Below are 22800 nucleotides of genomic sequence, written 5' to 3' on the forward strand. Positions count from 1 at the left end.
GGATCACCCACCGTGGGTGAACCTGCGGGAAGGGCCACGCGGGGGGGCCTCACTCCGGCGTGGGGCGCATCTCCACGACCCGCAGGCCCAGCGACTGGCAGCGTGCCAGCAGCCCGTACAGGTGCGCCTCGTCCACGACATGGCCGTACAGGACCGTCTGCCCGGCCATCACGACATGTCCCAGCTCGGGGAATGCCTTGGCCAGGGTCTCCGACAGGTGGCCCTCGACGCGGATCTCGTAGCGCACGAGCTTCCTCCCACGGTTGCCCGGGACAGGCGGACGGCGCCCTGTGAGTCATCATCCGGCCCGGTGCCGGGATGGCACCTCACCCGGAGCAGGTGAGCCGTCGCGGGCCGGCGCCGGGCCCTCGACGACCGGGCCGGGACGCCCCGCACGGGTGCGGCCTCAAGAGCGCCCTCGCCTCAGGGAGTCCCGGACGCCTCGGACCCGCTGCAGGACATCGCTGACCGCCTCGCCGGCCGCGGCCTTCGCCTGGTCGGTCCTGCCCTCGGCCCTCAGCCGGTCGTTGCCGGTGAGCCTTCCGGTCATCTCCTTCAGCTTCCCCCTGGCTCTGATCACGGAGTGGTTCATGACGGTTCTCCCCTCGCGGAGCTAGCGTGGCCGGCCGGGTGTCCGGGAGCGGCCGGCGGTGCCCGGGCTTCGCGGCCGGCTCTCCTTGGCGGTCGGCAGGTTCGGGGTGACGAGGAAGCCGGCCGCAGCGATGCCACCGGTGGCCAGGATGGCCGCTTTCAGGCCTTGCAGCTGGGCCGAGGCGTACGAGTCCGCCACCGCCTCGACCTCCGCGGGCGGCAGCCCCGCACGCTGCGCGGCCGAGCGCACCTGGTCCGTGGAGACGAAGGTGACCCCGGCCTCGAGGGCGACACCGACCTCCTCCCGCGTGGCCGCGGACAGCTGCGGATCGTCCTCCACGCGGGTGGTGAACGCGTGGGCCAGCGAGCCGATGAGCAGGGAACCGATGAGTGCCGTGCCCAGCGCGGATCCCAGGTTCTGAGCGGTGAACTGGAGACCGCCCGCCTCGCTGCGCTCCGCCTCCTCCACGCTCGACTGCACGACGTTGCCCAGCTGCGAGGCCAGCAGCCCCATCCCCACCCCGAGCACGGCCATGGCCCCGGCGAACTGCGCGTCGTCGATGGCCGGGTCGATGGTGGCCAGCAACCACACGATGGCCACCACGAGGGTGAGCAGGGCCAGCCGGACCACCCGGCGGGGACCCAGCATCCGCCCCAGTGAGGACGCGCCGAGCGAGGTGACCAGCATGGTGGCCGACACCGGAAGCAGCCGCAGCCCCGTCTCGAAGGCGTCGAAGCCCTGCACCACCTGCAGGTACAGCGGAATGGTGAAGAAGAGCCCCAGCAGGATGAGGTTCTGGCTGAGCAGGGCGAGCAGACCGGACCGCAGGACGGGCCGGCTCAGCAGGGTCAGGTGCACGAGCGGATCGTCGCCCCGGTCGGAGCGGCGCCGCTCCCACCACCGGAAGACGGCGAGGACCACCCCTGCGGCCCCGACGACGAAGAGGGTCGGGGCGAAGCCGAGGACGGTGAAGGGCGGGTTGCGGGGCTGCACCCACCCCCAGGTGCTGCTCTGCAGGACGCCGAGAACCCCCAGCCCGAGTCCGCCGGCGGAGAGGAGCGCGCCGACCACGTCCAGCTGCGGGCGTGCGCCCTGGGCGGGCGCCTCCTTGATCACATGGCGGCACAGCAGCACCGCCGCCACGATCACGACCTCGCCGGCGAAGACCAGCCGCCAGGTCAGATACGTCGTCACCCAGCCGCCCAGCAGCGGGCCGACGGCGATGCCGGCCCCCGCGAGACCGCCGATCACCGCGTACGCGACGGCCCGCTCGCGTCCGCGGTAGGACTCCGCGACGAGGGCGACCATGGCCGGGAGCACCATCGCCGCGCCGAGCCCCTCGATGACGGACCAGCCCAGCAGGAGCACCCACAGTTCGGGCGCCACCGCGGTGAGGGCCGATCCGACGCCGTAGACGGCCAGGCCGAGCAGGAACATGCGGCGACGGCCCACGATGTCGCCGAGCCTGCCGCCGATGATCATGAAGGCGGCCATGACCAGCGCGTACAGGGTGATGACGGCCTGGATGGCGGTGACGTCCGTGTCGAAGTCCTCGACGAGCCGGCTGATGGAGACGTTCATCACGGACGTGTCCAGGACCATGAGGAACTGGGCCGTGCCGAGGACGATCAGAGCCCGCCAGCGTTTCACTGTCTCCACCCCTCCGGGTGAGCCGGGATGCCGGCGCGGCACCGCTTGCGGCACCACGTCGGGCCCCTCAAGGACACACCGGGCGACGGCCGTGCGCCTCACCCGTGAAGAGGGACCCTCGGCCGGATCGAGGGCGTGCCCGCCGCGTGCCGGGGCGAGCTCACAGCATCCGCAGCTCCCGTGCACGGTGCACGGCTTCCGCTCGCCGGCTGACCGCCAGTTTGCGGTAGATGCTCTTGAGGTGGGTCTTGACCGTGTTCACGGACAGGCAGAGGTCTTCGGCGATCTCCTCCGTCGACATCATCCGCGCGACACGTGCCAGGACGTCGTGCTCGCGCGCGCTGAGTTCGACCGCGACGAGCGGCGGTGCCTGCTCCTTCTCGCCGAGCGGCGGCACGGGGCGGAGCCAGCCGGCCGCCAGTTCCCGCAGGGGCCCGGTCGCCAGGTAGGGGCGCAGCCACGCCCCGGCGTCCAGGAAGGGGCGCCGCAGCCGTTCCCGCCGGGCGTCCAGGAGTGCCTGCGCCACGAGCCTGCGGGCGAGGGCGGTGTCTCCTTCCGCCTCTGCGGCCCGCGCCTTGACCAGCACCGCCCGGACGGTCACGGCCGGTCCGGAGCGTCCTTCGGTGCGCAGGGTGCCGAGCAGGTCGAGGGCGGCTTCCGGGCCGCGTGCCGCGAGTTGCAGTGTCGCCGCCTGCACGGCCCACACCAGCTGGTCGCCGGGGACCGCTGCGAGTGCCTCGGCGGCCCGGTCCGCTCGTCCCTCGGTCAGCTGGGCCGTCGCCGCCACGAGCGTCTCGTGCGTCGTCGCCCAGGGGCAGTCCACGCTGGCGCTGACGGCCGGGTCTGCCGCCTCCACGGCGGCCCGTACCTTGCCCCGGGCCAGCAGGAGACGGGCCTCGACCAGCGCGCGTCCCGCCGCCACGACCGGGTCACGACTGTCGCGGGAGAGGTGATCCGCCTGGTCGAGCAGGTCCCCGGCCCGTTCCAGCTCGTCGCGGTCGACCGCGACCGCCGCGAGGACCAGCCGGCCGATGGCGGCGCCGGACGGCTGAGGCGCACCGGGGCGTTCGGTGTCCGGGACCGCCTCGAGGGCCTTGTGTTCCGCCCGCGCGGTCCAGCCGTTGAGGTAGTCGAGCAGGGCCAGGTGCCCCATGGCCTCCTCCCGGGCGGACGCGGTGGACACTCCACCGGCCGTGCCGGCCACACGGGTGAGGACGGCACGCGCGTCCTCGAGACGTCCGGCCCACAGGAGGGTCGAGCCGACGTGGGCCATCAGCAGAGCGTCGAACTCGGGGTGCTTGTCCAGCAGATGGGCCGGCACCTGCCGTCTCAGTCCGGCGGCTGTCTCCGCGGCCCTTTCCACGTCCGGCGGGGAACCCGCCAGCCGGGCGGCCAGGGCGTCCAGCAGGGTGCAGCTCAGCCGGGCCGCCGCGTCGTCGGGCAGGTTCCTCTCGGCCTGGCGCAGGCTGGCGCGGGCGTGATCGACGTCGTGCCGGGACAGGTCCCTTGCGGCGCGCACCAGTTCGGTCGCCGGACCGCGGGCCTCCGGCTCCATGTCGGAGAAGAGCTGGGTCAGGTCGTCCGCGCCGGGACCGGTGAACAGCCGGCCGATCGCCAGGTCCTCGACGAGGGCGTCGGCGGCGAAGTCCCAGTCGCCCGCGGCCGTGCTGTGGGTGAGGGCCTCGGCCAGGCAGCCGTGACGGCGCAGCCACTCGGCGGCCCGCCGGTGCAGCTCCGGCTCCCGGCCGGGCATGCGGACACGCAGGTGCGTGCGCAGAATGGCCCGGAACAGAGGATGCAGCTGGTACCACGAGTGCCCGAGACGCTCGACGAAGGCGTTGGCGCCGTGCAGCGAGGCCAGGATGGGCTCCGCGTCGATGCGCCCGGTGAGCGCGTCGGCCAGGTCGGGGCAGAAGCGCTCCAGGATGCTCACCCGCAGCAGGAAGTCCTGGGTCTGCGGCGTCTGTCCGTTGAGCACCTCGGCCAGCAGGAAGTCTCCCACCGTGCTGCAGTCCGCCTCGAACTCCTTCAGGTAGAGCTCGGGGTCGTTGTTCTCCCTGGCGGCCAGGGCGGACAGGCTCAGTCCGGCGGCCCAGCCGCGGGTGCGGTCGACGAGGTTGCGCGCCGCCTGCACCGGCAGGTTCAGGCCGTGCAGGTGCAGCAGCGCCGCGGCCTCCTCGGGTGTGAAGGCGAGTTCGGCGGAGCGGATCTCCGTCAGGACTCCGGCGGCCCGGTACCGGTGCAGCGGGAGCACGGGTTCGGTGCGGGTGACGAGCACGAGACGCAGGCCGGGGCCGGCGTGGTGCAGCACGAACTCCAACTGCTCGGCGATCCTCGTGTCGGTCACGCGGTGGTAGTCGTCGAGCACCAGGGTCACGGGTCCGTCGCGTTCGTTCAGTTCGGCGGCGAGGACCGAGAGCAGCCTGTGATCGACGTGCGAGGCGTCCGCGGGTGTGCCCACGGCGTCGGAGACCGGCGCGCCGCCCGCGCGCAGGGCCTGCAGGACGTAGGCCCAGAAGACTCCGGGCGGACTGTCCGTCCCGTCGAAGGTGAGCCACGCGAGCGGTGTGTCCACCTCGTCGGCCCAGTCGGTGGCCAGCAGGGTCTTGCCGGATCCCGCCGGCCCGTTGATGAGGGTCAGCGGTGCCCGGAGGGCCTCGCCGAGGTGATCGACGAGGCGCTGGCGCCGCAGGAAGGCGGAGGGCTTCGCGGGCCGGGCGAAGCGGGTGCGCAGGAAGGGATCGCCCAAGGGATCGGTGTGGGTGTGCGCGAGAGCTCCGACGAAGGCGACCGCCGGATCCGGGGAATCCATGTCGATGTCGTCCACGGTGCCCATCACCCCTGTCCACCGGGCCGCAGCATGAGCAGCGCTTGCAGCTACAGCATCCCAGCCCTCACGGCGCTGCGCATGGCGACCGTTCGGGTCACCGCGGGGGGCGCGGGGACATCGTGGAGCGGTACCCCTCGTCGCGTGCGTACGCCGACAGGTCGTCCGACGTCTCCAGGAGGCTGCCCCGCGGCACGACGCACAGAGCCCAGACGATCGAGCCCGACAGCGCGATCATCACGACCGACCAGACGGGATACTGCGGCAGTGACAGGAAGTTGGCGATGATGACGAGCCCCGCGATGGCCACGCCCACGACACGGGCCCACATCGCCGTCCTGAGCAGCCCGAGGCTCACCACCACGGCGACCACGCCGAGAGCGAGGTGGACCCAGCCCCACCCGGTGAGGTCGTACGCGAAGACGTAGTCGCGCGTGGTGACGAAGATGTCGTCCTCGGCGATGCCCATGATGCCCCGGAAGACGTCGAGGAGGCCGACCAGGAAGAGCATCACAGCTGCGAAGGCGGTCAGACCGCCGGCCCATTCGTTCCGCGCCCGGTGCGACGGCTCGGTGTATGTCGTGCTCATCTCACGCCTCGTTCCCGCTGGTCGGCGGCTGTGAGGCACGGTGCACACCACTCAGGGCGGGTCGGTGGCCGATCGCCCGGACCCGGACCCGGCCGCCCCACACTGCCATGTCCCCACCGAGCCTGGGCGTCCGCGGGACGGGTGGCCTCACCCGGCGCGGGTGAACGTGCGGGGTCGCCCCGGCGGATCGCCGGTGACCAGCAGCCCCCCGCACCGGCCCGCCCCTCCACCGGCGCCCCCGCCACCGGTCCGCGGCTTCCAACCCCTGTGTCGGTGCGGTCATCCAAGGGCGCTACGCTTCCCCCTCGGCACACATGATCCCCCGTTCACCGCAACGGCGGTCCGGTGCGCCCGTCGCCCGTCCCACGATCGGCACTTGGACTCCGCTACCTCATGTCTTGGTTCGAATCACTCATCCTCGGACTCGTCCAGGGGCTGACCGAGTTCCTCCCCGTCTCCTCCAGTGCGCACCTGCGCCTGACCGCGGCCTTCTCCGGCTGGGAGGACCCGGGAGCGGCCTTCACGGCGATCACGCAGATCGGCACCGAGGCCGCCGTGCTGATCTACTTCCGCAAGGACATCGGGCGGATCATCTCCGCGTGGACGCGCTCGCTCACCGACAAGGAGCTGCGCGGTGATCCGGACGCCCGGATGGGCTGGCTCGTGATCGTCGGCTCCATCCCGATCGGTGTGCTCGGCGTCACGCTGAAGGACCAGATCGAGGGGCCGTTCCGGGATCTGCGGATCACCGCGACGATGCTGATCGGCATGGGCATCGTCCTCGGCGTGGCCGACCGGCTCGCGGCGCGGGACGAGAGCGGCGGCCGGCACCGCGCGCCCAAGCAGCGCAAGGCCCTGGAGGACCTGGGCGTCCGGGACGGCCTGATCTACGGTCTCTGCCAGGCCATGGCGCTCGTCCCGGGCGTCTCCCGCTCCGGCGCCACCATCAGCGGCGGCCTGTTCATGGGCTACAGGCGTGAGGCCGCGGCCCGCTACTCCTTCCTCCTCGCCATCCCCGCCGTACTGGCCTCCGGCGTGTTCGAGCTGAAGGACGCCACGGAGGGCGGGCACATCTCCTGGGGGCCGACGATCTTCGCCACGATCATCGCCTTCGGCGTCGGATACGCGGTCATCGCCTGGTTCATGAAGTTCATCTCGACCAAGAGCTTCATGCCGTTCGTCTACTACCGCATCGCCCTCGGCATCCTCATCATCGCCCTGGTCGGCATGGGCGTCCTCAGCCCGCACGCGGCTGAGCCGGCGCACTGACCCGACCGCTGACCGGCTCCTGTGACCCGGGTCTCGTGACCAACCGCATAGCGATCCCGTAGCCGTCCGGTAGCGGTCCGTCAGGGGCTGCCCCTACGCTGGTCGTCATGTCCCCCTTTTCCCTGACCCCTGGTTCCGTGCGGTCCGCTGCCCAGGTCAACGAGGAGATCCGTGCGCTGTGGCGGCGTACGGGCGGCACCCTGTCCGCCGAGGAGCGCGCGGAGTACGAGCTGCTGGTCGTCGAGTGGGCCACCGCCGTCCGCGCCCACGTCGTCAAGGCGGCCTGACTCCACCGCGTCCGGGGTGCTCAGGCACGCAGCGGCGCCAGCACCTCCTCGTCCACCTCGAACGGCCGCTCCTCGGGCAACAACCGGGCGGCCGCGTCCAGTTCACCGGCCTTCACACGGGCGTGCACCTGCCTGGCGAGCGGCGTGACGTCCTCGATCCCGACGATCCACTCGTCGGCGTACCGGGCCGCAGCCTCCCCCGCCAGCCCCAGCTGCAGCGAGCGGTGGGGCAGGGCGGCCAGCCGCAGGTCACGCTCCGGGTCCCACTGCACCCGAGCCGGCGCCTGCCGCAGCCGCCGCTTGAACTCCGCCCGGTCCCCGTGCAGCGCGGGCACGTGATGGGACAGGCACGCGTGCCGCAGCGCCCAGCAGAAGCCCTCCCGGCTGATCTCGACGGCCAGCACGGTCTCCTGCCCCTCCTTGGTGCCCCAGCCGCAGCGGTACATCATCCACAGGAACGAGGGCTTGATCCAGGTCATGCGGTCGCGCTTCCACGACGACGGGAAGCGGCCCGTGCGGGCCGCGGGGCCGCCGATCTCCGGGCGGTAGGCCTGGTAGACGGTGAGCGTGGAGTCGGTCTGGCGGGCACGTATCCGGTGGCGGGGTTCTCGATGATCGTTCACGCGGAACAGGCTGTGCCCGGGGGGCCGGTCGGGGCCACCGAATTTGCAGGGCGTCCGCCCGCCGACCTCCTCGTCCGGCACAAGGGTGGCGTTTCCCGGGCGGCCGAGGGTGCCGGTGGTCACTTGGACCCGTGTCCTGTGTCCTGTGTCCTGTGTCCTAGATCGTCCGCAGGGCGCACACTGAAGGCAGCACGGGGTAGGAGGCGCCCATGAAGACGCTCGGCCACTGGCTCGCCTCCCCCTGGCGGCGTTCGGCCGCCGCAGCGGTCGCGGGCGCCCTGCCCGTCCTCGCCTTCCCCGCCCCCGCCCTGTGGTGGTGGGCGTACGCCGCCCTGGTCCCCTGGCTCCTGCTGCTGCGCACCGCGCCGACGGGTAGGCGGGCGGCCTACGACGGCTGGTGCGGCGGCTTCGGGTTCATGCTGGCCATGCACCACTGGCTGCTGCCGAGCCTGCACGTGTTCACCTTCGTCATCGCCGCCCTGCTCGGCGCCCTGTGGGCCCCGTGGGGCTGGCTGGTGCGCCGGCTGCTGGGCGGCGTGCCCTCGCGCGCCCGGGTCGCGACGGCGCTGCTGGTGCTGCCCTCGGGCTGGCTGGCCGTCGAGCTGGTGCGCTCCTGGCAGGGGCTCGGCGGCCCCTGGGGCATGCTCGGCAGCAGCCAGTGGCAGGTGCAGCCGGCGCTGCGCCTCGCCTCGGTGGGCGGAGTGTGGCTGCTGAGCTTCCTGCTCGTGGGGCTGAACGTGTCCGTCGCCGTCCTCGTCGCGGTCCGCCGGGCACGGGTGCCCGCCGTGGCCGGGCTGGTCGCCACGGCCGCCGCCACCTCGGCCGTCTGGGCCTTCGCGCCGCGTCCGGCCGTCGACGGCCAGGTGCGGATCGCCGTCGTCCAGCCCGGGGTCGTCGCCGGGGCGGACAGCGCCGACCGCCGCTTCGCCCGCGAGGAGCAGCTCACGCGGCGGCTCGCCGGGCAGGACGTCGACCTGGTCGTCTGGGGCGAGAGCAGCGTGGGATTCGACCTCGACGACCGGCCGGACCTGGCCCGGCGGCTGGCCGCCCTGTCCCGCGCGACGGGTGCCGACATCCTGGTCAACGTCGACGCCCGCCGCTCGGACAAGCCCGGCATCTACAAGAGCTCGGTCCTCGTCGGGCCGGACGGCCTCACGGGGCAGCGCTACGACAAGATGCGGCTCGTGCCGTTCGGCGAGTACATCCCGGCCCGCTCGATGCTCGGCTGGGCCACCTCCGTCGGCAAGGCGGCGGGCGAGGACCGCAGGCGCGGCTCGCGACCGGTCGTGATGAACATCGGCGACGGACTGCGCGTCGGGCCGATGGTGTGCTTCGAGACCGCCTTCCCCGACATGACCCGCCACCTCACCCGCGAGGGCGTGGACGTGCTGGTCGGCCAGTCGGCGACCTCCACGTTCCAGCACAGCTGGGCGCCCGCGCAGCACGCCTCCCTGGCCGCCCTGCGGGCCGCCGAGACCGGCCGGCCCATGGTGCACGCGACCCTCACGGGCGTCTCGGCCGTCCACGGCCCGGACGGACGGCCCGTCGGATCACGGCTCGGGACGGACGCCTCCGCGGCACTGCGCTACTCCGTGCCCCTCGCGCACGGGACGACGCCCTACGTGCGCTTCGGCGACTGGACCGTGTACGCGGCCCTGCTGATCCTCGGCGTCTGGGTCGTCGGGGAGGGGACGCGGACGGTGCGGCTCAGGCGGTCGGCCCCTGGATCGCCCGTACCACCCGTTCGCACAGCTCATGAGTCTGAAGCGCGTCCCTCGCGCTGAGCACCCGCCCCGCCCCGACCGCGTCCAGGAACGCCAGCACCGCCTGCTCGATCCCGCGCTGGCGCGCGACCGGCACCCAGTCCCCGCGCCGCCGCACGGTCGGCTGCCCCTTGTGGTCGACGACCTCGGCCAGATTGACGACCTGCCGTTTGGTGTCCTGCCCGGACACCTCCAGGACCTCCTCGGCGGAGCCGCTGAGCCGGTTCATCACGCCGAGCGCGGTGAAGCCGTCCCCGGCGAGCTGGAGCACCACGTGGTGCAGCAGCCCGTCGCGGACACGGGCCCGCACGGTGACGTCGTCGACCTCTCCGGGCACCAGGAACCGCAGCGTGTCGACGACGTGGATGAAGTCGTCGAGGATCATCGCGCGCGGTTCCTCCGGCAGCCCGACGCGGTTCTTCTGCATCAGGATCAGCTCGCGCGGATGGTCGGCGCACTGGGTGTAACCGGGGGCGTGGCGGCGGTTGAAGCCGACGGCCAGGCTCACGCCCCGCTGCTCGGCCAGCTCCACCAGCCGCGTGGAGTCGGCGAGTTCGTAGGCGAGCGGCTTGTCGACGTAGGTCGGTACGCCGGCCTCCAGCAGCCGCGTCACGATCTCCGGGTGGGCGAGTGTGGGCGCGTGCACGAAGGCCGCGTCGAGGCCCTCGGCGATCAGGGAGTCGAGGGTGGTGTGCCGCCGCTCCCGGGGAACGCGCAGTTCGTCGCCGACCCGGTCGAGCGTGGCGGGCGTCCGGGTCTGCAGGTGCAGCTCCAGGCCCGCCTGGAAGGCGAGGACCGGAAGGTAGGCCTTGCGCGCGATGTCACCGAGTCCGATGCAGCCGACCTTCACGGGACGCGTCTCCTCCAACGGTTGCCTGCCGGGTCTGCTCGGAAGCATACGGCTGCCGCGGCGGCGCCCAGTCGGCGATGCCGTCGAAGCTGCGCACGAACAGGGCGGGCCCGGCCAGCGACAGCAAGCTCATGGCCGTGTCGCGCGCGGCGCGACCGGCCCGGCTGCTCATCAGGCTGAGCCGGGACGCCTTCACGGCCTGGCGGGCGATGGCGGTCGTCCGGGGGCGCCGGGCGGCGGTGTAGGCGGCGAGATCGTCGTAGTGGTGGGCGAGCACCACGGCGTCCTCGATGGCCTGGTTGCCGCCCTGGCCGAGACTCGGCGGCATGGCGTGCGCGGCGTCGCCGAGCAGCGCCACCCGGCCCTGGTGATAGGCGGGCAGGGGGTCGGCGATGTGGTGGACGTCGTGGCGCAGGACGTCCTCGGGGCGGACCGCGGACAGCACGGCGGGGATCGGATCGTGCCAGTCGCCGAACAGGCGCAGCAGTTCCGCCTTCTCGTCGTCGCGGGCCCGTCCGCCGGCGGGGGTGGTGGCTCCGGCGTAGGCGTAGACGCGGCCGTCCTTCAGCGGGTGGGTCCCCCACAGGCGGCCGGGGCCCCAGGTCTCGTGCGAGGCGAACCGGGCGCCGGGTACGGGGATGAGCACCCGCCAGGTCGTCCAGCCCGAGTAGACGGCGCCCGGGTGGTGCGGGAAGAGCGTCCCGCGCACGGCGGACCTGATCCCGTCCGCGCCGACCACCAGGTCGGCCTCGACCTCGCCGTCCGCGGTCGCCACGCGGGCCGGCCGGCCGGGACCGCCGCAGTCGGTGAGGGTCGCCGCGGCATCCGTCCGGACGGCCCCTGCCGGGAGCAGGGCGGCCAGGCGCTCGATCAGCGTGGCGCGGGGCAGCAGCACGAGCGGACCGCCGAAGCGCCGGGCGGCCGCCTCGCCGGAGGTGCGGGACAGCCAGCGTCCCTTCGGGGTGCGCAGGCCCCCGTCCCCGGACCAGGCCGCGAGGTCGCGGATCTCGTCGCCCAGCCCGATGACGTCCAGTGCGCGCAGGGCGTTGGGCGCGAGGGAGATCGCCGCGCCGACCGGCTCCAGCGACCGGGCGCGCTCCAGCACGGTGACGTTCAGGCCGCGCCGGTGCAGGGCGGCCGCGGCCGTCAGCCCTCCGATGCCGCCACCGATCACGACGGCCCGACTCGGCTGTGCCATGGCTCCTCCAAGGTTGACTACATCTGTAGTGACACCACCGACGCTACTACAGATGTAGTCAGACGGGTAGCGTGGGACCCATGCCCGCACGCACCCCCGCCTCGGCCGACACCACCGCCTCGGCCGACACCACCGCCTCGGCCGGTACCACTGCCACACCCGGCACCACCGCCCCGGCCCGCACCGCCGCGCCCGCCCGTCCGCCCGTCTCCTCGCGCACCGCTGCCTCCGGGCGCACCGCTGCCTCCGCGCGCACGGCTGCCTCCGCACGCTCCGACCTCGTCGCCGACACCGCCCTCGCTCTGCTCGCCGAGCGCGGGATGCGCGGACTGACCCACCGGGCGGTCGACGAGACGGCCGGGCTCCCCCAGGGCTCCACCTCGAACCTGGCACGCACCCGGCAGGCCCTGCTGGAGCTGGCCGTGCGGCGCCTGGCGGACCGTGAGGCGAAGGTGCTGGCCCTGCACGAGATGCCCGACCCGAGGTCCGGGCCGCGGTCCATGGCCGACGCACTCGCGCTCGCGGCCCACCGCGCGCTCACGGACCACAAGGCCCTGACCCTGGCCCGCTACGAACTGGCCCTGGAGGCCACGCGCCGCCCCGAACTGCGCACCTTCTTCGACGCCACCGGCGCCCGCTTCCGGGACCAGCTGACCGCCCTGGTCACCGCGATGGGCTCGACCGACCCGGACCGGCACGCGCTGTCGCTGATCGCCTGGGCGGACGGGCTGATGTTCAGCTGCGTGGCCGGCTCGTTCGGCGCCCGGGTGCCGAGCCTGGACGAGGTGCGGGCCGGGGTGCGTGAGCTGCTGACCGGCATGCTCGGAGCCTGAAAACCACGTGTGCCGTAAGGGCGTCTCGGACAGGATGCGTGCATGACCGACGAACGCCGGATGCCCGGCACCACCGCCGACGAACGCACCATGCTGGAGGGCTGGCTGGACTTCCACCGGCAGACCCTCGCCTGGAAGTGCGAGGGCCTGACCGACGAGCAGCTGCGGTCCGCCTCCGTGGAACCCTCGAACCTCTCCCTGCTGGGCCTGGTCCGGCACATGGCGGACGTGGAGCGCAGCTGGTTCCGGCGCGTGCTCGCCAACGAGGACGCGCCCCCGCTCTTCTTCAGCGAGGCGGACCCGGACGGCGAGTTCCACCTCACCGAGACGGACACCTGGGAGCGGACCCGAGAGGTCTGGGAGGCGGAGATCGGGGCCGCCCGGGCCAACGCGGCCCGCTTCGGCCTGGACGACATCACCGAGGGCAAGCACCGGCGCACCGGGGAGCGGTTCAACCTGCGCTGGCTGTACACCCACATGATCGAGGAGTACGCGCGGCACAACGGCCACGCCGACCTGATCCGCGAACGCATCGACGGCGCGACCGGCGACTGACGGCCCGCCCGTCACCCGTGCGAGCCTCGCGGGCGCGGGAGATCACCCGTGCGGGGCATCCTGCGCCGGTCCGCCGCCCCACCGAGGGCCCCCGGCACCAGAGTTGCGCGGGTGCACCGAAACACGACCGCAGCGACGCTCCTGCTGACCGTGGCCGTAGCGGCCCTCACCGGCTGTACGACGGTCCGGCAGCCGCCCGTTCCGGGGCCTTCGGCGCCGCCGCCGCCCGCGGCGCCGCGGCCGGAGGGACGCTCGCCGGCTCCGGTCGTCCAGGCTCCGGCGCGTGGGGTCCTGCAGCTCATCGAGGAGTCCGACGAGCCGGAAGCAGCCGCGGCGCCGACCCGCGAGGTCCCGCCGTCCCCCGCTGCGCAGCCGGACCGCGTGCGCCCACCGCTGAGGGCTCCGGCTCCGCGTCCCCGCCCGGAGCGGCCCGGGCCGGGCGCACGCGGCCCCCAGCGCCCGCGCACCGGCGCCCCGGACGTCTCGGGGCCGGCGGGGCGCGAGGTCCGCGAGCAGGTGCCGGGCGGCTCGGACGTGTGCGCCCTGGGCCGGCGCTACGGGGGCTGGCACGCGGACAGCCCGGAGGCGACGATCTGCCGGGACACGTACAGCGACTGACCTCGTCTAGGGCCGCTGTCTCGGCGGTGTCCGGCTGCCCGGGCCGCCCTCGCCCAGCCGCCGCTCCAGCCGGGCGATGGCCGCCCATACTCCGTCGCCGTGCCGGTCGTCCGCGAGGGCGAGCGCCGCTTCCCTGGCGCGAGCCAGGTGGACGCGGGCGGCGTCGTGCCGGCCGAGTCCGAGGTAGTCGTCGGCCAGGTTGAGGTGCAGGGACGGACGGAAGGCGCGCACCGCGAGGCCGTCCGACCGGGAGGACGGCCCGTCGACGACCTCCTGCGCGGCCGACAACGCTCGCAGGTCCCACGCGAGTTCGTCGGCCGGGTCGTCCTGCGTGTCGGCCAGGTAGTGGGCGAGGGTGCAGCGGTGCAGCGGGTCCCCGTGCAGGCCGATCTCCGCCCACAGGTCCAGGAACCGGTGCCGCGCCTCCTCCCGGTCGCCCGCGTGGTGCAGCATGACGGCCTGTCCGATCCGGGTCGGCACGGCGTCCGGCACCGTCCGTCCCTGTCGTTCCGCCACGGCACCCTCCGCGCACTCGCCGGCTGTTCCCGCCGACGCTAACCGCAGGCCGGCGCGAAGCGGCTCAGGCGGCTCCGGACGCACCGGGGCGCTTCCCCCACGAGCCCCGTTGCGCGCGGTGCACTCAGCCCAGGTCGGGGATCGTCCAGTCGATCGGCGGGTGCCCCTGGGCGGCGACCGCTTCGTTGATCTGCGTGAAGGGGCGCGAGCCGAAGAACTTCTTCGCCGACAGGGGCGAGGGATGCGCCCCCTTGACCACCACGTGCCGGGACTCGTCGATCAGGGGCAGCTTCTTCTGCGCGTAGTTGCCCCACAGCACGAACACCGCCGGGTCGGGACGCTCGGCCACCGCGCGGATCACCGCGTCCGTGAACCGCTCCCAGCCCCGGCCCTTGTGCGAGTTGGCCTCGCCGGCGCGGACCGTGAGCACCGCGTTGAGCAGCAGCACACCCTGCCGCGCCCACGGCATCAGATAGCCGTTGTCCGGGATCGGAGTGCCCAGCTCCTGGTGCATCTCCTTGTAGATGTTGCGCAGGGACGGCGGAGTCCGCACCCCGGGCCGGACCGAGAAGCACAGCCCGTGCCCCTGGCCCTCGCCGTGGTAGGGGTCCTGGCCGAGGACCAGGACCTTGACCTCCTCGTACGGCGTGGCGTCCAGCGCCGCGAAGACCTCTTCGCGGGGCGGGTAGACGGGGCCCTTCGCCCGCTCCTCCTCGACGAACTCCGTCAGCTCCTTGAAGTAGGGCTGCTGCAGTTCGTCGCCCAGAACCCCGCGCCAGGACTCGGGCAGCATGGCGATGTCGGTCACGTCAACGTCCTATCGATGTGCGGTCACTTGCCGCTTCCAGAACCTACCGGCGACCACTGACAACGCCCCCCGAGGGAGCCGGGCCGGGGTGATCACCAGGCGGTCTTGCGGTGCAGCTCCCACATCGTCATGATCGTCGACGGGTCCAGGGCCCGCTCCGCGCCCGAGATGTCCCGGCTGGCCGCCACGTACTGCCGGCCCTGCCACAGCGGCAGCAGCCGTGCGTCGTCGACGAGGATCTGCTGGGCCTCCTCGAACTCCTTCACCACGTTCGCGCGGTCGCTCTCGCGGCGCGAGCGGGGCAGCAGGTCACCGGTGATCTCGGGCGCCGGATAGGGCGTGCCGAGGGCGTTCTGCTCACCGACGAACGGCGCGATGAAGTTCTCGGCGTCCGGGAAGTCGGGGAACCAGCCGCGGCCGAACACCGGGTACTCGCCCTTCTGGTAGCCCTCGACGTAGGTCTTCCAGGGACGGCTCTTGAGGGTGATCGTGAACAGGCCGGAGCCGTCGAGCTGTTGCTTGAGCTCCTTGAACTCGGCGGCGGTCTCGGAGCCGTAACGGTCGCTGGTGTACCAGAGGGTGAGGGGGACGCGCTGGTTGATGCCCGCCTCGCCGAGGATCTTGCGGGCCTTGGCGACGTCGGGGTCGCCGTAGTCGTCGAAGAAGCCCGTGGTGTGACCGGCGAGGCCCTTGGGGACCATCGAGTACAGCGGGTCGACGGTGTCCTTGTAGACCTTGTGCGCGATCGCCGCGCGGTCGACGACCTGGGCGATGGCCTGGCGCACGGCCTTCTTCTCGGCCCAGGGGTCCTTCGGGTTGAACACCAGGTAGTTGATGTCCGTGCCGGTGCCCTCGACGAGCTGGATCTCCTGTTCCTTGGCGCTCTGCAGGTCGACGACGTCACCGGCGGCCAGACCGCGGTAAGTCACGTCGATCTTCTTGTCCCGCAGGGCCTTGACCATGGTGCCGGAGTCCTGGAAATAGCGGACGGTCACGGCGTTGTTGCGGCGCTCCGCGAAGCCCTTGTAGGAGTCGTTGCGGGCGAGGACGGCCTCCTGGCCCTCGTCGTACGAGTCCAGGGTGTACGGCCCGGAACCGACGACGTCGTCGCTCTTGCGCAGGCTGTTCTGCGGGTAGGCCTTCGGCGAGACGATCGACATGGCCGGGGTGGCGAGCACGAACGGGAAGGTCGCGTCGGGCTTGTTGAGGTGGAAGATCACCTCGCGGTCGTTGGGCGCCTGGACCCGTTCGAGGCTGCCCAGCAGACCGGCCGGACCGCCGTTGACGTTGATCCGGCGGATGCGGTCGAAGGAGTACTTGACGGCCTGCGCGTCCAGGGTGTCCCCGTTGGAGAACGTCAGGCCCTCGCGCAGTTCGCAGCGGTAGACCTGGTTCGAGGAGTCGCTGAACCCGCACTGCTCGGCGGCGTCCGGCTGGGGCTCGGTCGCGCCGGTGGGGTAGCTCAGCAGCGTCTGGTAGATGTTGCGGAACAGCTCCCAGGAACTGTCCCAGGACGCAGCGGGATCGAGCGTGCTGGGGGCGCTGGTGGTGCCCACGACGATGGGTCCTTCGTCCTCCGGTGCGTCGGACGACAGCACCCCGCACCCGGTGACCAGGGACGATATGGACGCGATGGCCGCCACCCGCCGCAGGCATCGGTTCCGGTTGAACACGCGCACGCTCCTCGATCTGCCATACCAAGGGTCGGCAGACCATACCGCAGTGCCGCGCCCGCTGACCCTCCCCGGAACGCTGCTTCTTGATCGGTAAACCTATGACGACGTTGTCAGTCCGTTTTGCGTATGTTCCACGGCCGGTTCACGTCCCCCGCACATCGGCACGGGCGCCCCCCGCGGTGGAGGAGCGCCCGTGCCGGACCGCGGGTGGCGCCGGATCAGCCGGTGCCGGCGTTGAGGAAGATGCCGCCGTCCACCACGAGCGTCTGGCCGGTGACCCAGTCGGACTGCTCGGAGGTGAGGAACGCCGCGGCGCCTCCGATGTCGGAGGGCACGCCGAGCCGCCCGAGCGGGTAGGCCGCAGCGGCCTCCTCCTCGCGCCCCTCGTACAGGGCCTGGGCGAACTTGGTCTTCACGACGGCCGGAGCGATGGCGTTGACCCGCACCCCGGGGGCGAACTCGTGCGCCAGCTGCACCGTCAGGTTGATCATCGCCGCCTTGCTGACGCCGTACGCGCCGATGAAGGGGGAGGGCGAAAGGCCCGCGACGGAGGCGATGTTGACGATCGCGCCGCCGTTGTCCTTCTGCCAGGCGTGCCAGGTCCGCTGGGCGAAGCCGAGGGCGGAGACCACGTTGGTCTCGAAGACCTTGCGGGCGACGTTCAGGTCCAGGTCGGCGATCGGGCCGAACACCGGGTTGGTCCCGGCGTTGTTGACGAGGAAGTCGACCCGGCCGAAGGCCTCCATCGTGCGGTCGACGGCGACGGCCTGGTGGGCCTCGTCGTGCGCCTTGCCGGCGACGTAGATCGCGCGGTCGGCGCCGAGCTGCTCGACGGCCTCCTTCAGGGCGTCCTCGTTGCGGCCCGTGATGCAGACGCGGTCGCCGCGGGCGACCAGGGCCTCGGCGACGCCGTAGCCGATGCCGCGGCTGGCGCCCGTGACGAGGGCGACCTTGCCGGAGAGTTCCGTGGAAGTCATGTTCTCGGTCCTTTAGTCGAGCGGCCCGCCGGCCACGTACAGCACCTGACCGGAGACGAACCCGGCGGCCTCGCCCGTGAAGAAGGCGATGGCGTTGGCGATGTCCTCCGGCTCACCGACGCGGGCCACCGGGATCTGGGTGGCGGCGGCCGCCTTGAAGTCCTCGAAGCCCATGCCGACCCGCTCGGCGGTGGCCTTGGTCATCTCGGTGGCGATGAAGCCGGGGGCGACGGCGTTGGCGGTGACGCCGAACTTGCCGAGCTCCTTGGCGAGGGTCTTGGTGAAGCCCTGGAGGCCCGCCTTGGCCGCCGAGTAGTTCACCTGGCCGCGGTTGCCCAGCGCCGAGGACGACGACAGGTTGACGATGCGGCCGAAGCCCGCGTCCACCATGTGCTTCTGGCACGCCTTGGACATCAGGAAGGCGCCGCGCAGGTGCACGTTCATGACGGTGTCCCAGTCGGAGACGCTCATCTTGAACAGCAGGTTGTCGCGCAGCACGCCCGCGTTGTTGACGAGGATCGTCGGCGCGCCGAGCTCCTCGGCGATCCGGGCGACGGCGGCCTCGACCTGGGTCTCGTCGGAGACGTCACAGCCGATCGCGACGGCCTTGCCCCCGGCGGCGGTGATCTTCTCGACGGTGTCCTTGCAGGCGGCCTCGTCGAGGTCGAGCACGGCGACCGCGTGCCCCTCGGCTGCCAGTCGTACGGCGGTGGCGGCACCGATCCCGCGCGCTGCACCGGTGACGACGGCGACCCGCTGCTCAGTGGTGGACATGACTGGTTTCTCCTCAGGTGAGCGACCGCTTAGTACCTTCAGTGGATGTGACGCTAGAAGCCCTGGCACGCGGTGTCAACGGCCGGACCGGCCATGTGAGCCATCCCCCGTGGCCCGCACGTCGGCGGCGGGTGCGCAAACACCCGATCGGCCCAGGGCCACGAGCCGCTCCCGCTGGTCGCCCATAGCGTCGAAGGGTCCGTCCGCGGCCCGAAAGGAGACGCCTCATGCGCCGTCGCACCGGTGTTCTCGGCACGCTGCTGGCGATCGCCGCGATCGCGTCACCCGCCGTCCCCGCGCACGCCCAGACCGACCGGGACTGCCGGGACTTCGTCTTCCAGGAGGACGCGCAGGCCGTCTTCGACGCCGACCGCAGCGACCCGAACCGGCTCGACGAGGACCAGGGCCCCGACGACGGCATCGCGTGCGAGGCGCTGCCGCGCCGGGGCGGGACGGGCATCATCGACCCCGTCACCCCGCCGGCCACCCCCGCGCCGGCCACCTCCCGGCCTGCCCGCCCGTCACCGGCCACCTCCCGGCCGGTCACCCCGTCACCGGTGACCACCGGGCCGGTCACCCCCACCGCCACCGCCACCGCAGCGCCGTCGCAGGGCGTGCGCGGCGGGCTCGGGGGCACCGCGACCGACGGTCCGAGCGGCTGGGAGATCGGTGTCGGCCTGGCCTTCGCCGGCGGCGCCACGCTCGTGGCCGGGTACCTGCTGCGGCGCCGGCGGGCCTGACCTGGGGCCCCGGTCGGCCGTCACTTCACCAGCAGGTCCAGCAGCCGCGCGAGTTCCGCCGCCGGGTCCCGGGTCAGGCCCGTGTGCACCGGGCCCGGCTGGACGATCGTCGAGCGGGGGGCGACCAGCCAGCGGAAGCGGCGGCCGGGGTCGTCGGCCGCGGCCTGGCCGGCCGCGGCACCGCCGGTGCAGACGCCCTCGACAGCTCCGAGGGCCGCGCGGACACCGGCGACGTCCGCCTCGGGGTCGAGAGCCAGCAGGCGCGCCTCGTCGAGGTGGGTGAGCGCGCCCACATAGGCCGCCGCGCGGCAGTAGACGAGGACGCCCGCGTTGATGCACTCGCCGCGTTCGACCCGCGGGACGACGCGCAGCAGGGCGTATTCGTAGACCTGGCGGTCGCGCGGGCCGCCCCTGATGATGTGCCGGTCGTTCACGTGAGCCCCTGGATGCGGTCGTGGATGACGGCGGCCCGGGCCAGCAGCGGCCGCGCGTAGGCCTGCCGCAGCTCGTCCGGTGTGCCGAAGCCGGGCTCGTCGGCGAGCCAGGCCCCGGGGATCTGCGCGGTGACCTCGGCGAGCAGCTCCTCCGTGACCTGCGGCGCCAACTCGGCGGAGGCGGCGGCGACATCCGGGGCGAACGGCGCGAGCGCGTGGTCGGAGGCGTCGTACGGGCGGGCCGCGGAGGCTTCCACGCCGGGCCAGTTGTGGTGCCAGATCAGGGTCGCGCCGTGGTCGACGAGCCACAGTTCGCCGTGCCACATCAGCAGGTTGGGGTTGCGCCAGGACCGGTCGACGTTGTTGACGAGCGCGTCGAACCAGACGACGCGCCCGGCCTCGCGCGGGTCCACGCGGAACGCCAGCGGGTCGAAGCCGAGCGCGCCGGACAGGAAGTCCATGCCGAGATTGGTGCCGCCGCTGGACCTGAGCAGGCTCTGCACCTCCTGGTCGGGTTCCCCCAGCCCCAGGTCCGCGTCGAGGTCGACGGTGACCAGGCGCGGGACCCGCAGGCCCAGCCGTCGCGCCAGCTCCCCGCAGACGACTTCCGCGACGAGCGTCTTGCGCCCCTGTCCCGCGCCGGTGAACTTCAGCACGTAACGGCCGAGGTCGTCGGCCTCGACCAGGCCCGGCAGCGAACCGCCCTCGCGCAGGGGCGCGATGAACCGGGTCGCGATCACTTCCTTGAGCATCGCCCCAGGTTACTGAGGCGGGAGCGGGCAGCGGCGGCGGCCTCGCGGTGCGGGGCCGGAACCCGACAGCGAACCGACAGCTCCCCTTTATCCCGGTCCTGCCGCCCACGGGTCAGGATTTCGGTGGTCTCTGAACAGCCGGTCCCCGAGGGCCGTACCTCTGCGCAGATCACGCAACCCGGAAGGAACGTCAGCATGACCAGCGAATCAGTTCAGCCGGTGCCGGGCCCGAACCGCCGTGCCGTCGTGGCGGCGGCCGGCGCGGCGGGGCTCGCCGTGGCGCTGACGGCGTGCGGCTCGGACGACAAGGCGTCCGGTTCGTCGACCGGACAGGGCGCGGCGGACGGCGGCGCGACGAGCGAGGGCGGCGGCGCGTCGGCCGGGGCGGGAGGCGGCACGGCACTGGCGAAGACCGCCGACATCCCCGAGGGCGGCGGCAAGATCTTCAAGGACGAGAAGGTCGTGGTGTCCCAGCCGGCGGCGGGCGACTACAAGGCGTTCTCGACGATCTGCACCCACCGCAACTGCCCGATGGTGGATCTCGAGGGCGACACCATCTCCTGCACCTGCCACGGCAGTCGGTTCTCGGTCCTGGACGGCAGCGTGAAGAAGGGCCCGGCGGTCGAGCCGCTGGAGGCCAGGAAGGTCACCGTGGACGGCGACTCGATCACGCTGGCCTGAGCCCGCCCGGCTTCCCACCGGCCCGGCGGGCCCCGTCGCGGGAGCGCCCGCACTCGGCGTTCCCGCGACGATCCGCCGCGCCCCGGCGTCCCTTGCCCCCGGACGAGCCGGCACCCATCCTTCTCCGACGTGATGGCAGAGGATCACCTCTGCCACGACGCGGGAGAAAGAGGGGGAGCATGACCGCCACACAGCAGCGCCGGGGCCGGAAGATCATGATGACGCCGGGCGAGCTGGACGCGTTCCTCACCGCACAGCGCACCTGCCGGGTCGCCACGGTGTCGGCGGACGGCGCTCCGCACGTGAGCACGCTGTGGTTCGCCTGGGACGGCACGTCGATCTGGCTGTACTCGGTGGTGCGCAGCAAGCGGTGGGCGGATCTGCGCCGCGATCCGCGCGTGGCGATCGTGGTCGACACGGGCGAGGAGTACGACGAACTGCGCGGGGCCGAGCTCTCGGGCACGGTCGAGTACGTGGGCGAGATCCCGCGCACGGGTGAGCTGTGCGCCGAACTCGACGTCCCCGAGACGCTGTTCGCGCGGAAGAACTTCGGGCTGGAGGAGATGCCGCACGACGGGCGGCACGCCTGGCTGCGGCTGACACCGGCCAAGATCGTGTCCTGGGACTTCCGCAAGCTCGGCGCGCACTAGGGGGTGTCCGCAACGTCGCGTCGTTGGCCGGAGGGCGGGCTCTGCGGCGTCCGGTGCGTGCCCTCGGCGTGCCGGGCGAGCGCCCGCGCGCCGGCCCCGCTCGGGTGTGCGCCCGGTGCGGCGGGAGACGTGCCCGGCCCCGCGGGGCGGGGAGGACTTGGCGGCCACCCCTAGCGCCGGGCCGGCCGGCCGACGTCCTCCCCCGCCGCGCGCAGCGCCGAGACCGCCGCCCGGATCGACGGGCGGCGGTCGGCGTCCGCGCGCCAGACGACGTACACGTGCCGCCGCACGCGCTGCTTGAGGGGGACGGTGACGACCCCGTCGGGCACGGGGTGGCGGCCCAGCAGGGGGGCGATGCACACGCCGAGACCGGCGGCGACCAGGGCGAGCTGGGTGTGGTGCTCGGCGGCGCGGTGGCCGACGATCGGCTCGACGCCCTTGGAGCGGAGCGTGAACATCAGCCACTCGTGGCAGAACTCGCCCTCGCCCCAGGTGATCCACTCGTCGTCGGCGAACTCGGCGAGGTCCGCCTCCGTACGCCCGGCGAGCGGGTGGGCCGCGGGCATGGCGACCTCGGCCGGGTCGTCCAGGATCGACGCCTTGACCAGTCCGTCGGGCAGCGCCATCGGCTTGTTGTACCAGTCGAGGACCACGGCGAGGTCGAGGTCGCCGCGCACCACCCCGGCGATGCCCTGCTCCGGTTCCAGCTCGTTCGAGCGCAGCCGCAGCGCGGGGTGCTGCTCGCGCAGCGCGGACAGGGCGTGCGGGAACAGTCCGCGCGCGGCCGTCGGGAACGCGGCCAGCCTCAGCTCGCCCACGACCTGCCCGCGCTGTGCCTCCAGATCGGACTGGGCGAGTTCGACCTGGGACAGGATGCGCGCGGCGTGCTCGGCGAGCAGCCGGCCCGCGTCGGTGAGCCGCACGCCCCTGCCGTTCTTGGCGAGCAGCTGCTGGCCGACCTCCCGCTCCAGTTTGGACATCTGCTGCGAGACGGCGGATGTCGTGATGTGCAGCCCTTCGGCGGCGGCGCTGACCGAGCCGTGACGGGCGAGGGCGTCGAGGGTCCGCAGGCGCTCCAGGTTCAACATGTAAGGGATACTACGCAATATCGCGTGCGAATTCTCGCTTGTGCTACGAG

General features: G+C 72.8%; 25 protein-coding genes. 9 read left to right on the top strand and 16 right to left on the bottom strand.

Going from position 1 to position 22800, the window contains the following annotated elements; translation table 11 throughout:
• Positions 1 to 49 precede the first annotated feature (49 nt).
• From ACZ4M5_RS14335 to ACZ4M5_RS14355, 5 genes are all read right to left on the bottom strand, one after another.
• Entirely contained in the window at positions 50 to 247 is a 198-nt protein-coding gene (locus ACZ4M5_RS14335) for a hypothetical protein (protein WP_376326096.1), read from the bottom strand.
• 159 nt (positions 248 to 406) lie between these two features.
• Complete coding sequence (locus tag ACZ4M5_RS14340; RefSeq protein ID WP_467736432.1) at positions 407 to 592, bottom strand: CsbD family protein; 186 nt, start codon at positions 590 to 592, stop codon at positions 407 to 409.
• Between the two features lie 21 nt (positions 593 to 613).
• The gene (locus tag ACZ4M5_RS14345) at positions 614 to 2242 is read right to left on the bottom strand and encodes an MFS transporter (RefSeq protein ID WP_467736434.1); all 1629 of its coding nucleotides are present in this window, start codon (positions 2240 to 2242) and stop codon (positions 614 to 616) included.
• 160 nt (positions 2243 to 2402) lie between these two features.
• On the bottom strand, positions 2403 to 5054 hold the full coding sequence (locus tag ACZ4M5_RS14350) for a winged helix-turn-helix domain-containing protein (RefSeq protein ID WP_467736588.1): 2652 nt from the start codon (positions 5052 to 5054) through the stop codon (positions 2403 to 2405).
• A 112-nt stretch (positions 5055 to 5166) separates the two neighbouring features.
• Positions 5167 to 5658, bottom strand: a complete 492-nt coding sequence (locus ACZ4M5_RS14355) for a DUF7144 family membrane protein (protein ID WP_467736436.1) — start codon at positions 5656 to 5658, stop codon at positions 5167 to 5169.
• Between the two features lie 393 nt (positions 5659 to 6051).
• Here ACZ4M5_RS14355 and ACZ4M5_RS14360 point away from each other — a divergent pair, with 393 nt between their 5' ends.
• The gene (locus ACZ4M5_RS14360; protein WP_467736438.1) at positions 6052 to 6927 is read left to right on the top strand and encodes an undecaprenyl-diphosphate phosphatase; all 876 of its coding nucleotides are present in this window, start codon (positions 6052 to 6054) and stop codon (positions 6925 to 6927) included.
• Between the two features lie 107 nt (positions 6928 to 7034).
• Positions 7035 to 7214, top strand: a complete 180-nt coding sequence (locus ACZ4M5_RS14365; RefSeq protein ID WP_467736440.1) for a hypothetical protein — start codon at positions 7035 to 7037, stop codon at positions 7212 to 7214.
• Positions 7215 to 7234: 20 nt separating this feature from the next.
• Here the strand turns inward: ACZ4M5_RS14365 and ACZ4M5_RS14370 are convergent, their stop codons facing one another.
• On the bottom strand, positions 7235 to 7837 hold the full coding sequence (locus ACZ4M5_RS14370) for a DUF4291 domain-containing protein (RefSeq protein WP_467736442.1): 603 nt from the start codon (positions 7835 to 7837) through the stop codon (positions 7235 to 7237).
• 209 nt (positions 7838 to 8046) lie between these two features.
• Here ACZ4M5_RS14370 and lnt point away from each other — a divergent pair, with 209 nt between their 5' ends.
• Positions 8047 to 9621 (top strand): apolipoprotein N-acyltransferase, encoded by a 1575-nt coding sequence (lnt, locus tag ACZ4M5_RS14375; RefSeq protein WP_467736444.1) that lies wholly within the window; start codon positions 8047 to 8049, stop codon positions 9619 to 9621.
• Here lnt and ACZ4M5_RS14380 read toward each other — a convergent pair.
• Both ACZ4M5_RS14380 and ACZ4M5_RS14385 read right to left on the bottom strand, forming a co-directional pair.
• Positions 9545 to 10450: a Gfo/Idh/MocA family protein gene (locus ACZ4M5_RS14380; RefSeq protein WP_467736446.1), complete on the bottom strand. Its 906-nt coding sequence runs from the start codon at positions 10448 to 10450 to the stop codon at positions 9545 to 9547. The two genes, lnt and ACZ4M5_RS14380, sit on opposite strands and share 77 nt — an antisense overlap.
• Entirely contained in the window at positions 10422 to 11648 is a 1227-nt protein-coding gene (locus tag ACZ4M5_RS14385) for an FAD-dependent monooxygenase (RefSeq protein ID WP_467736448.1), read from the bottom strand. The genes ACZ4M5_RS14380 and ACZ4M5_RS14385 overlap by 29 nt, the downstream gene beginning before the upstream one ends.
• Positions 11649 to 11950: 302 nt before the next feature.
• Between ACZ4M5_RS14385 and ACZ4M5_RS14390 the strand changes: the two genes are divergently transcribed.
• The 3 genes from ACZ4M5_RS14390 (at position 11951) to ACZ4M5_RS14400 (ending at position 13654) form a co-directional block, all read left to right on the top strand.
• Positions 11951 to 12481: a TetR/AcrR family transcriptional regulator gene (locus ACZ4M5_RS14390; RefSeq protein WP_467736590.1), complete on the top strand. Its 531-nt coding sequence runs from the start codon at positions 11951 to 11953 to the stop codon at positions 12479 to 12481.
• A gap of 42 nt (positions 12482 to 12523) precedes the next feature.
• The gene (locus tag ACZ4M5_RS14395) at positions 12524 to 13036 is read left to right on the top strand and encodes a DinB family protein (protein ID WP_467736450.1); all 513 of its coding nucleotides are present in this window, start codon (positions 12524 to 12526) and stop codon (positions 13034 to 13036) included.
• A gap of 111 nt (positions 13037 to 13147) precedes the next feature.
• A complete protein-coding gene (locus ACZ4M5_RS14400; protein ID WP_467736452.1) occupies positions 13148 to 13654 on the top strand; it encodes a hypothetical protein in 507 nt (168 codons plus the stop codon).
• Positions 13655 to 13660: 6 nt separating this feature from the next.
• On the opposite strand, the gene ACZ4M5_RS14405 is transcribed toward ACZ4M5_RS14400, so the two are convergent.
• The 5 genes from ACZ4M5_RS14405 to fabG form a co-directional block, all read right to left on the bottom strand.
• A complete protein-coding gene (locus tag ACZ4M5_RS14405) occupies positions 13661 to 14170 on the bottom strand; it encodes a hypothetical protein (protein ID WP_467736454.1) in 510 nt (169 codons plus the stop codon).
• 124 nt (positions 14171 to 14294) lie between these two features.
• Positions 14295 to 14978 (bottom strand): uracil-DNA glycosylase, encoded by a 684-nt coding sequence (ung, locus tag ACZ4M5_RS14410; protein ID WP_467736456.1) that lies wholly within the window; start codon positions 14976 to 14978, stop codon positions 14295 to 14297.
• A 92-nt stretch (positions 14979 to 15070) separates the two neighbouring features.
• Positions 15071 to 16651 carry an ABC transporter substrate-binding protein gene (locus ACZ4M5_RS14415; RefSeq protein WP_467736458.1) on the bottom strand — a complete coding sequence of 527 codons (1581 nt, stop codon included), beginning with the start codon at positions 16649 to 16651 and terminating at the stop codon, positions 15071 to 15073.
• 221 nt (positions 16652 to 16872) lie between these two features.
• A complete protein-coding gene (locus ACZ4M5_RS14420) occupies positions 16873 to 17631 on the bottom strand; it encodes an SDR family oxidoreductase (protein WP_467736460.1) in 759 nt (252 codons plus the stop codon).
• 12 nt (positions 17632 to 17643) lie between these two features.
• Positions 17644 to 18405 carry a 3-oxoacyl-ACP reductase FabG gene (gene fabG, locus ACZ4M5_RS14425; RefSeq protein ID WP_467736462.1) on the bottom strand — a complete coding sequence of 254 codons (762 nt, stop codon included), beginning with the start codon at positions 18403 to 18405 and terminating at the stop codon, positions 17644 to 17646.
• 227 nt (positions 18406 to 18632) lie between these two features.
• Between fabG and ACZ4M5_RS14430 the strand changes: the two genes are divergently transcribed.
• Positions 18633 to 19145, top strand: a complete 513-nt coding sequence (locus tag ACZ4M5_RS14430) for an excalibur calcium-binding protein (RefSeq protein WP_467736464.1) — start codon at positions 18633 to 18635, stop codon at positions 19143 to 19145.
• A 20-nt stretch (positions 19146 to 19165) separates the two neighbouring features.
• Here the strand turns inward: ACZ4M5_RS14430 and ACZ4M5_RS14435 are convergent, their stop codons facing one another.
• Positions 19166 to 19579, bottom strand: a complete 414-nt coding sequence (locus tag ACZ4M5_RS14435; protein WP_467736466.1) for a DUF3037 domain-containing protein — start codon at positions 19577 to 19579, stop codon at positions 19166 to 19168.
• Positions 19576 to 20331 (bottom strand): HipA family kinase, encoded by a 756-nt coding sequence (locus ACZ4M5_RS14440; RefSeq protein WP_467736468.1) that lies wholly within the window; start codon positions 20329 to 20331, stop codon positions 19576 to 19578. Before ACZ4M5_RS14440 ends, ACZ4M5_RS14435 begins: the two co-directional genes overlap by 4 nt.
• Before the next feature lie 195 nt (positions 20332 to 20526).
• Here ACZ4M5_RS14440 and ACZ4M5_RS14445 point away from each other — a divergent pair, with 195 nt between their 5' ends.
• Both ACZ4M5_RS14445 and ACZ4M5_RS14450 read left to right on the top strand, forming a co-directional pair.
• Positions 20527 to 21012: a Rieske (2Fe-2S) protein gene (locus ACZ4M5_RS14445; RefSeq protein ID WP_467736470.1), complete on the top strand. Its 486-nt coding sequence runs from the start codon at positions 20527 to 20529 to the stop codon at positions 21010 to 21012.
• A 179-nt stretch (positions 21013 to 21191) separates the two neighbouring features.
• The gene (locus tag ACZ4M5_RS14450) at positions 21192 to 21662 is read left to right on the top strand and encodes a pyridoxamine 5'-phosphate oxidase family protein (RefSeq protein WP_467736472.1); all 471 of its coding nucleotides are present in this window, start codon (positions 21192 to 21194) and stop codon (positions 21660 to 21662) included.
• A 170-nt stretch (positions 21663 to 21832) separates the two neighbouring features.
• On the opposite strand, the gene ACZ4M5_RS14455 is transcribed toward ACZ4M5_RS14450, so the two are convergent.
• Entirely contained in the window at positions 21833 to 22750 is a 918-nt protein-coding gene (locus tag ACZ4M5_RS14455; RefSeq protein ID WP_467736474.1) for a LysR family transcriptional regulator, read from the bottom strand.
• Positions 22751 to 22800 lie beyond the last annotated feature (50 nt).

The sequence above is a fragment of the Streptomyces sp. NPDC026246 genome (genome assembly GCF_055567995.1).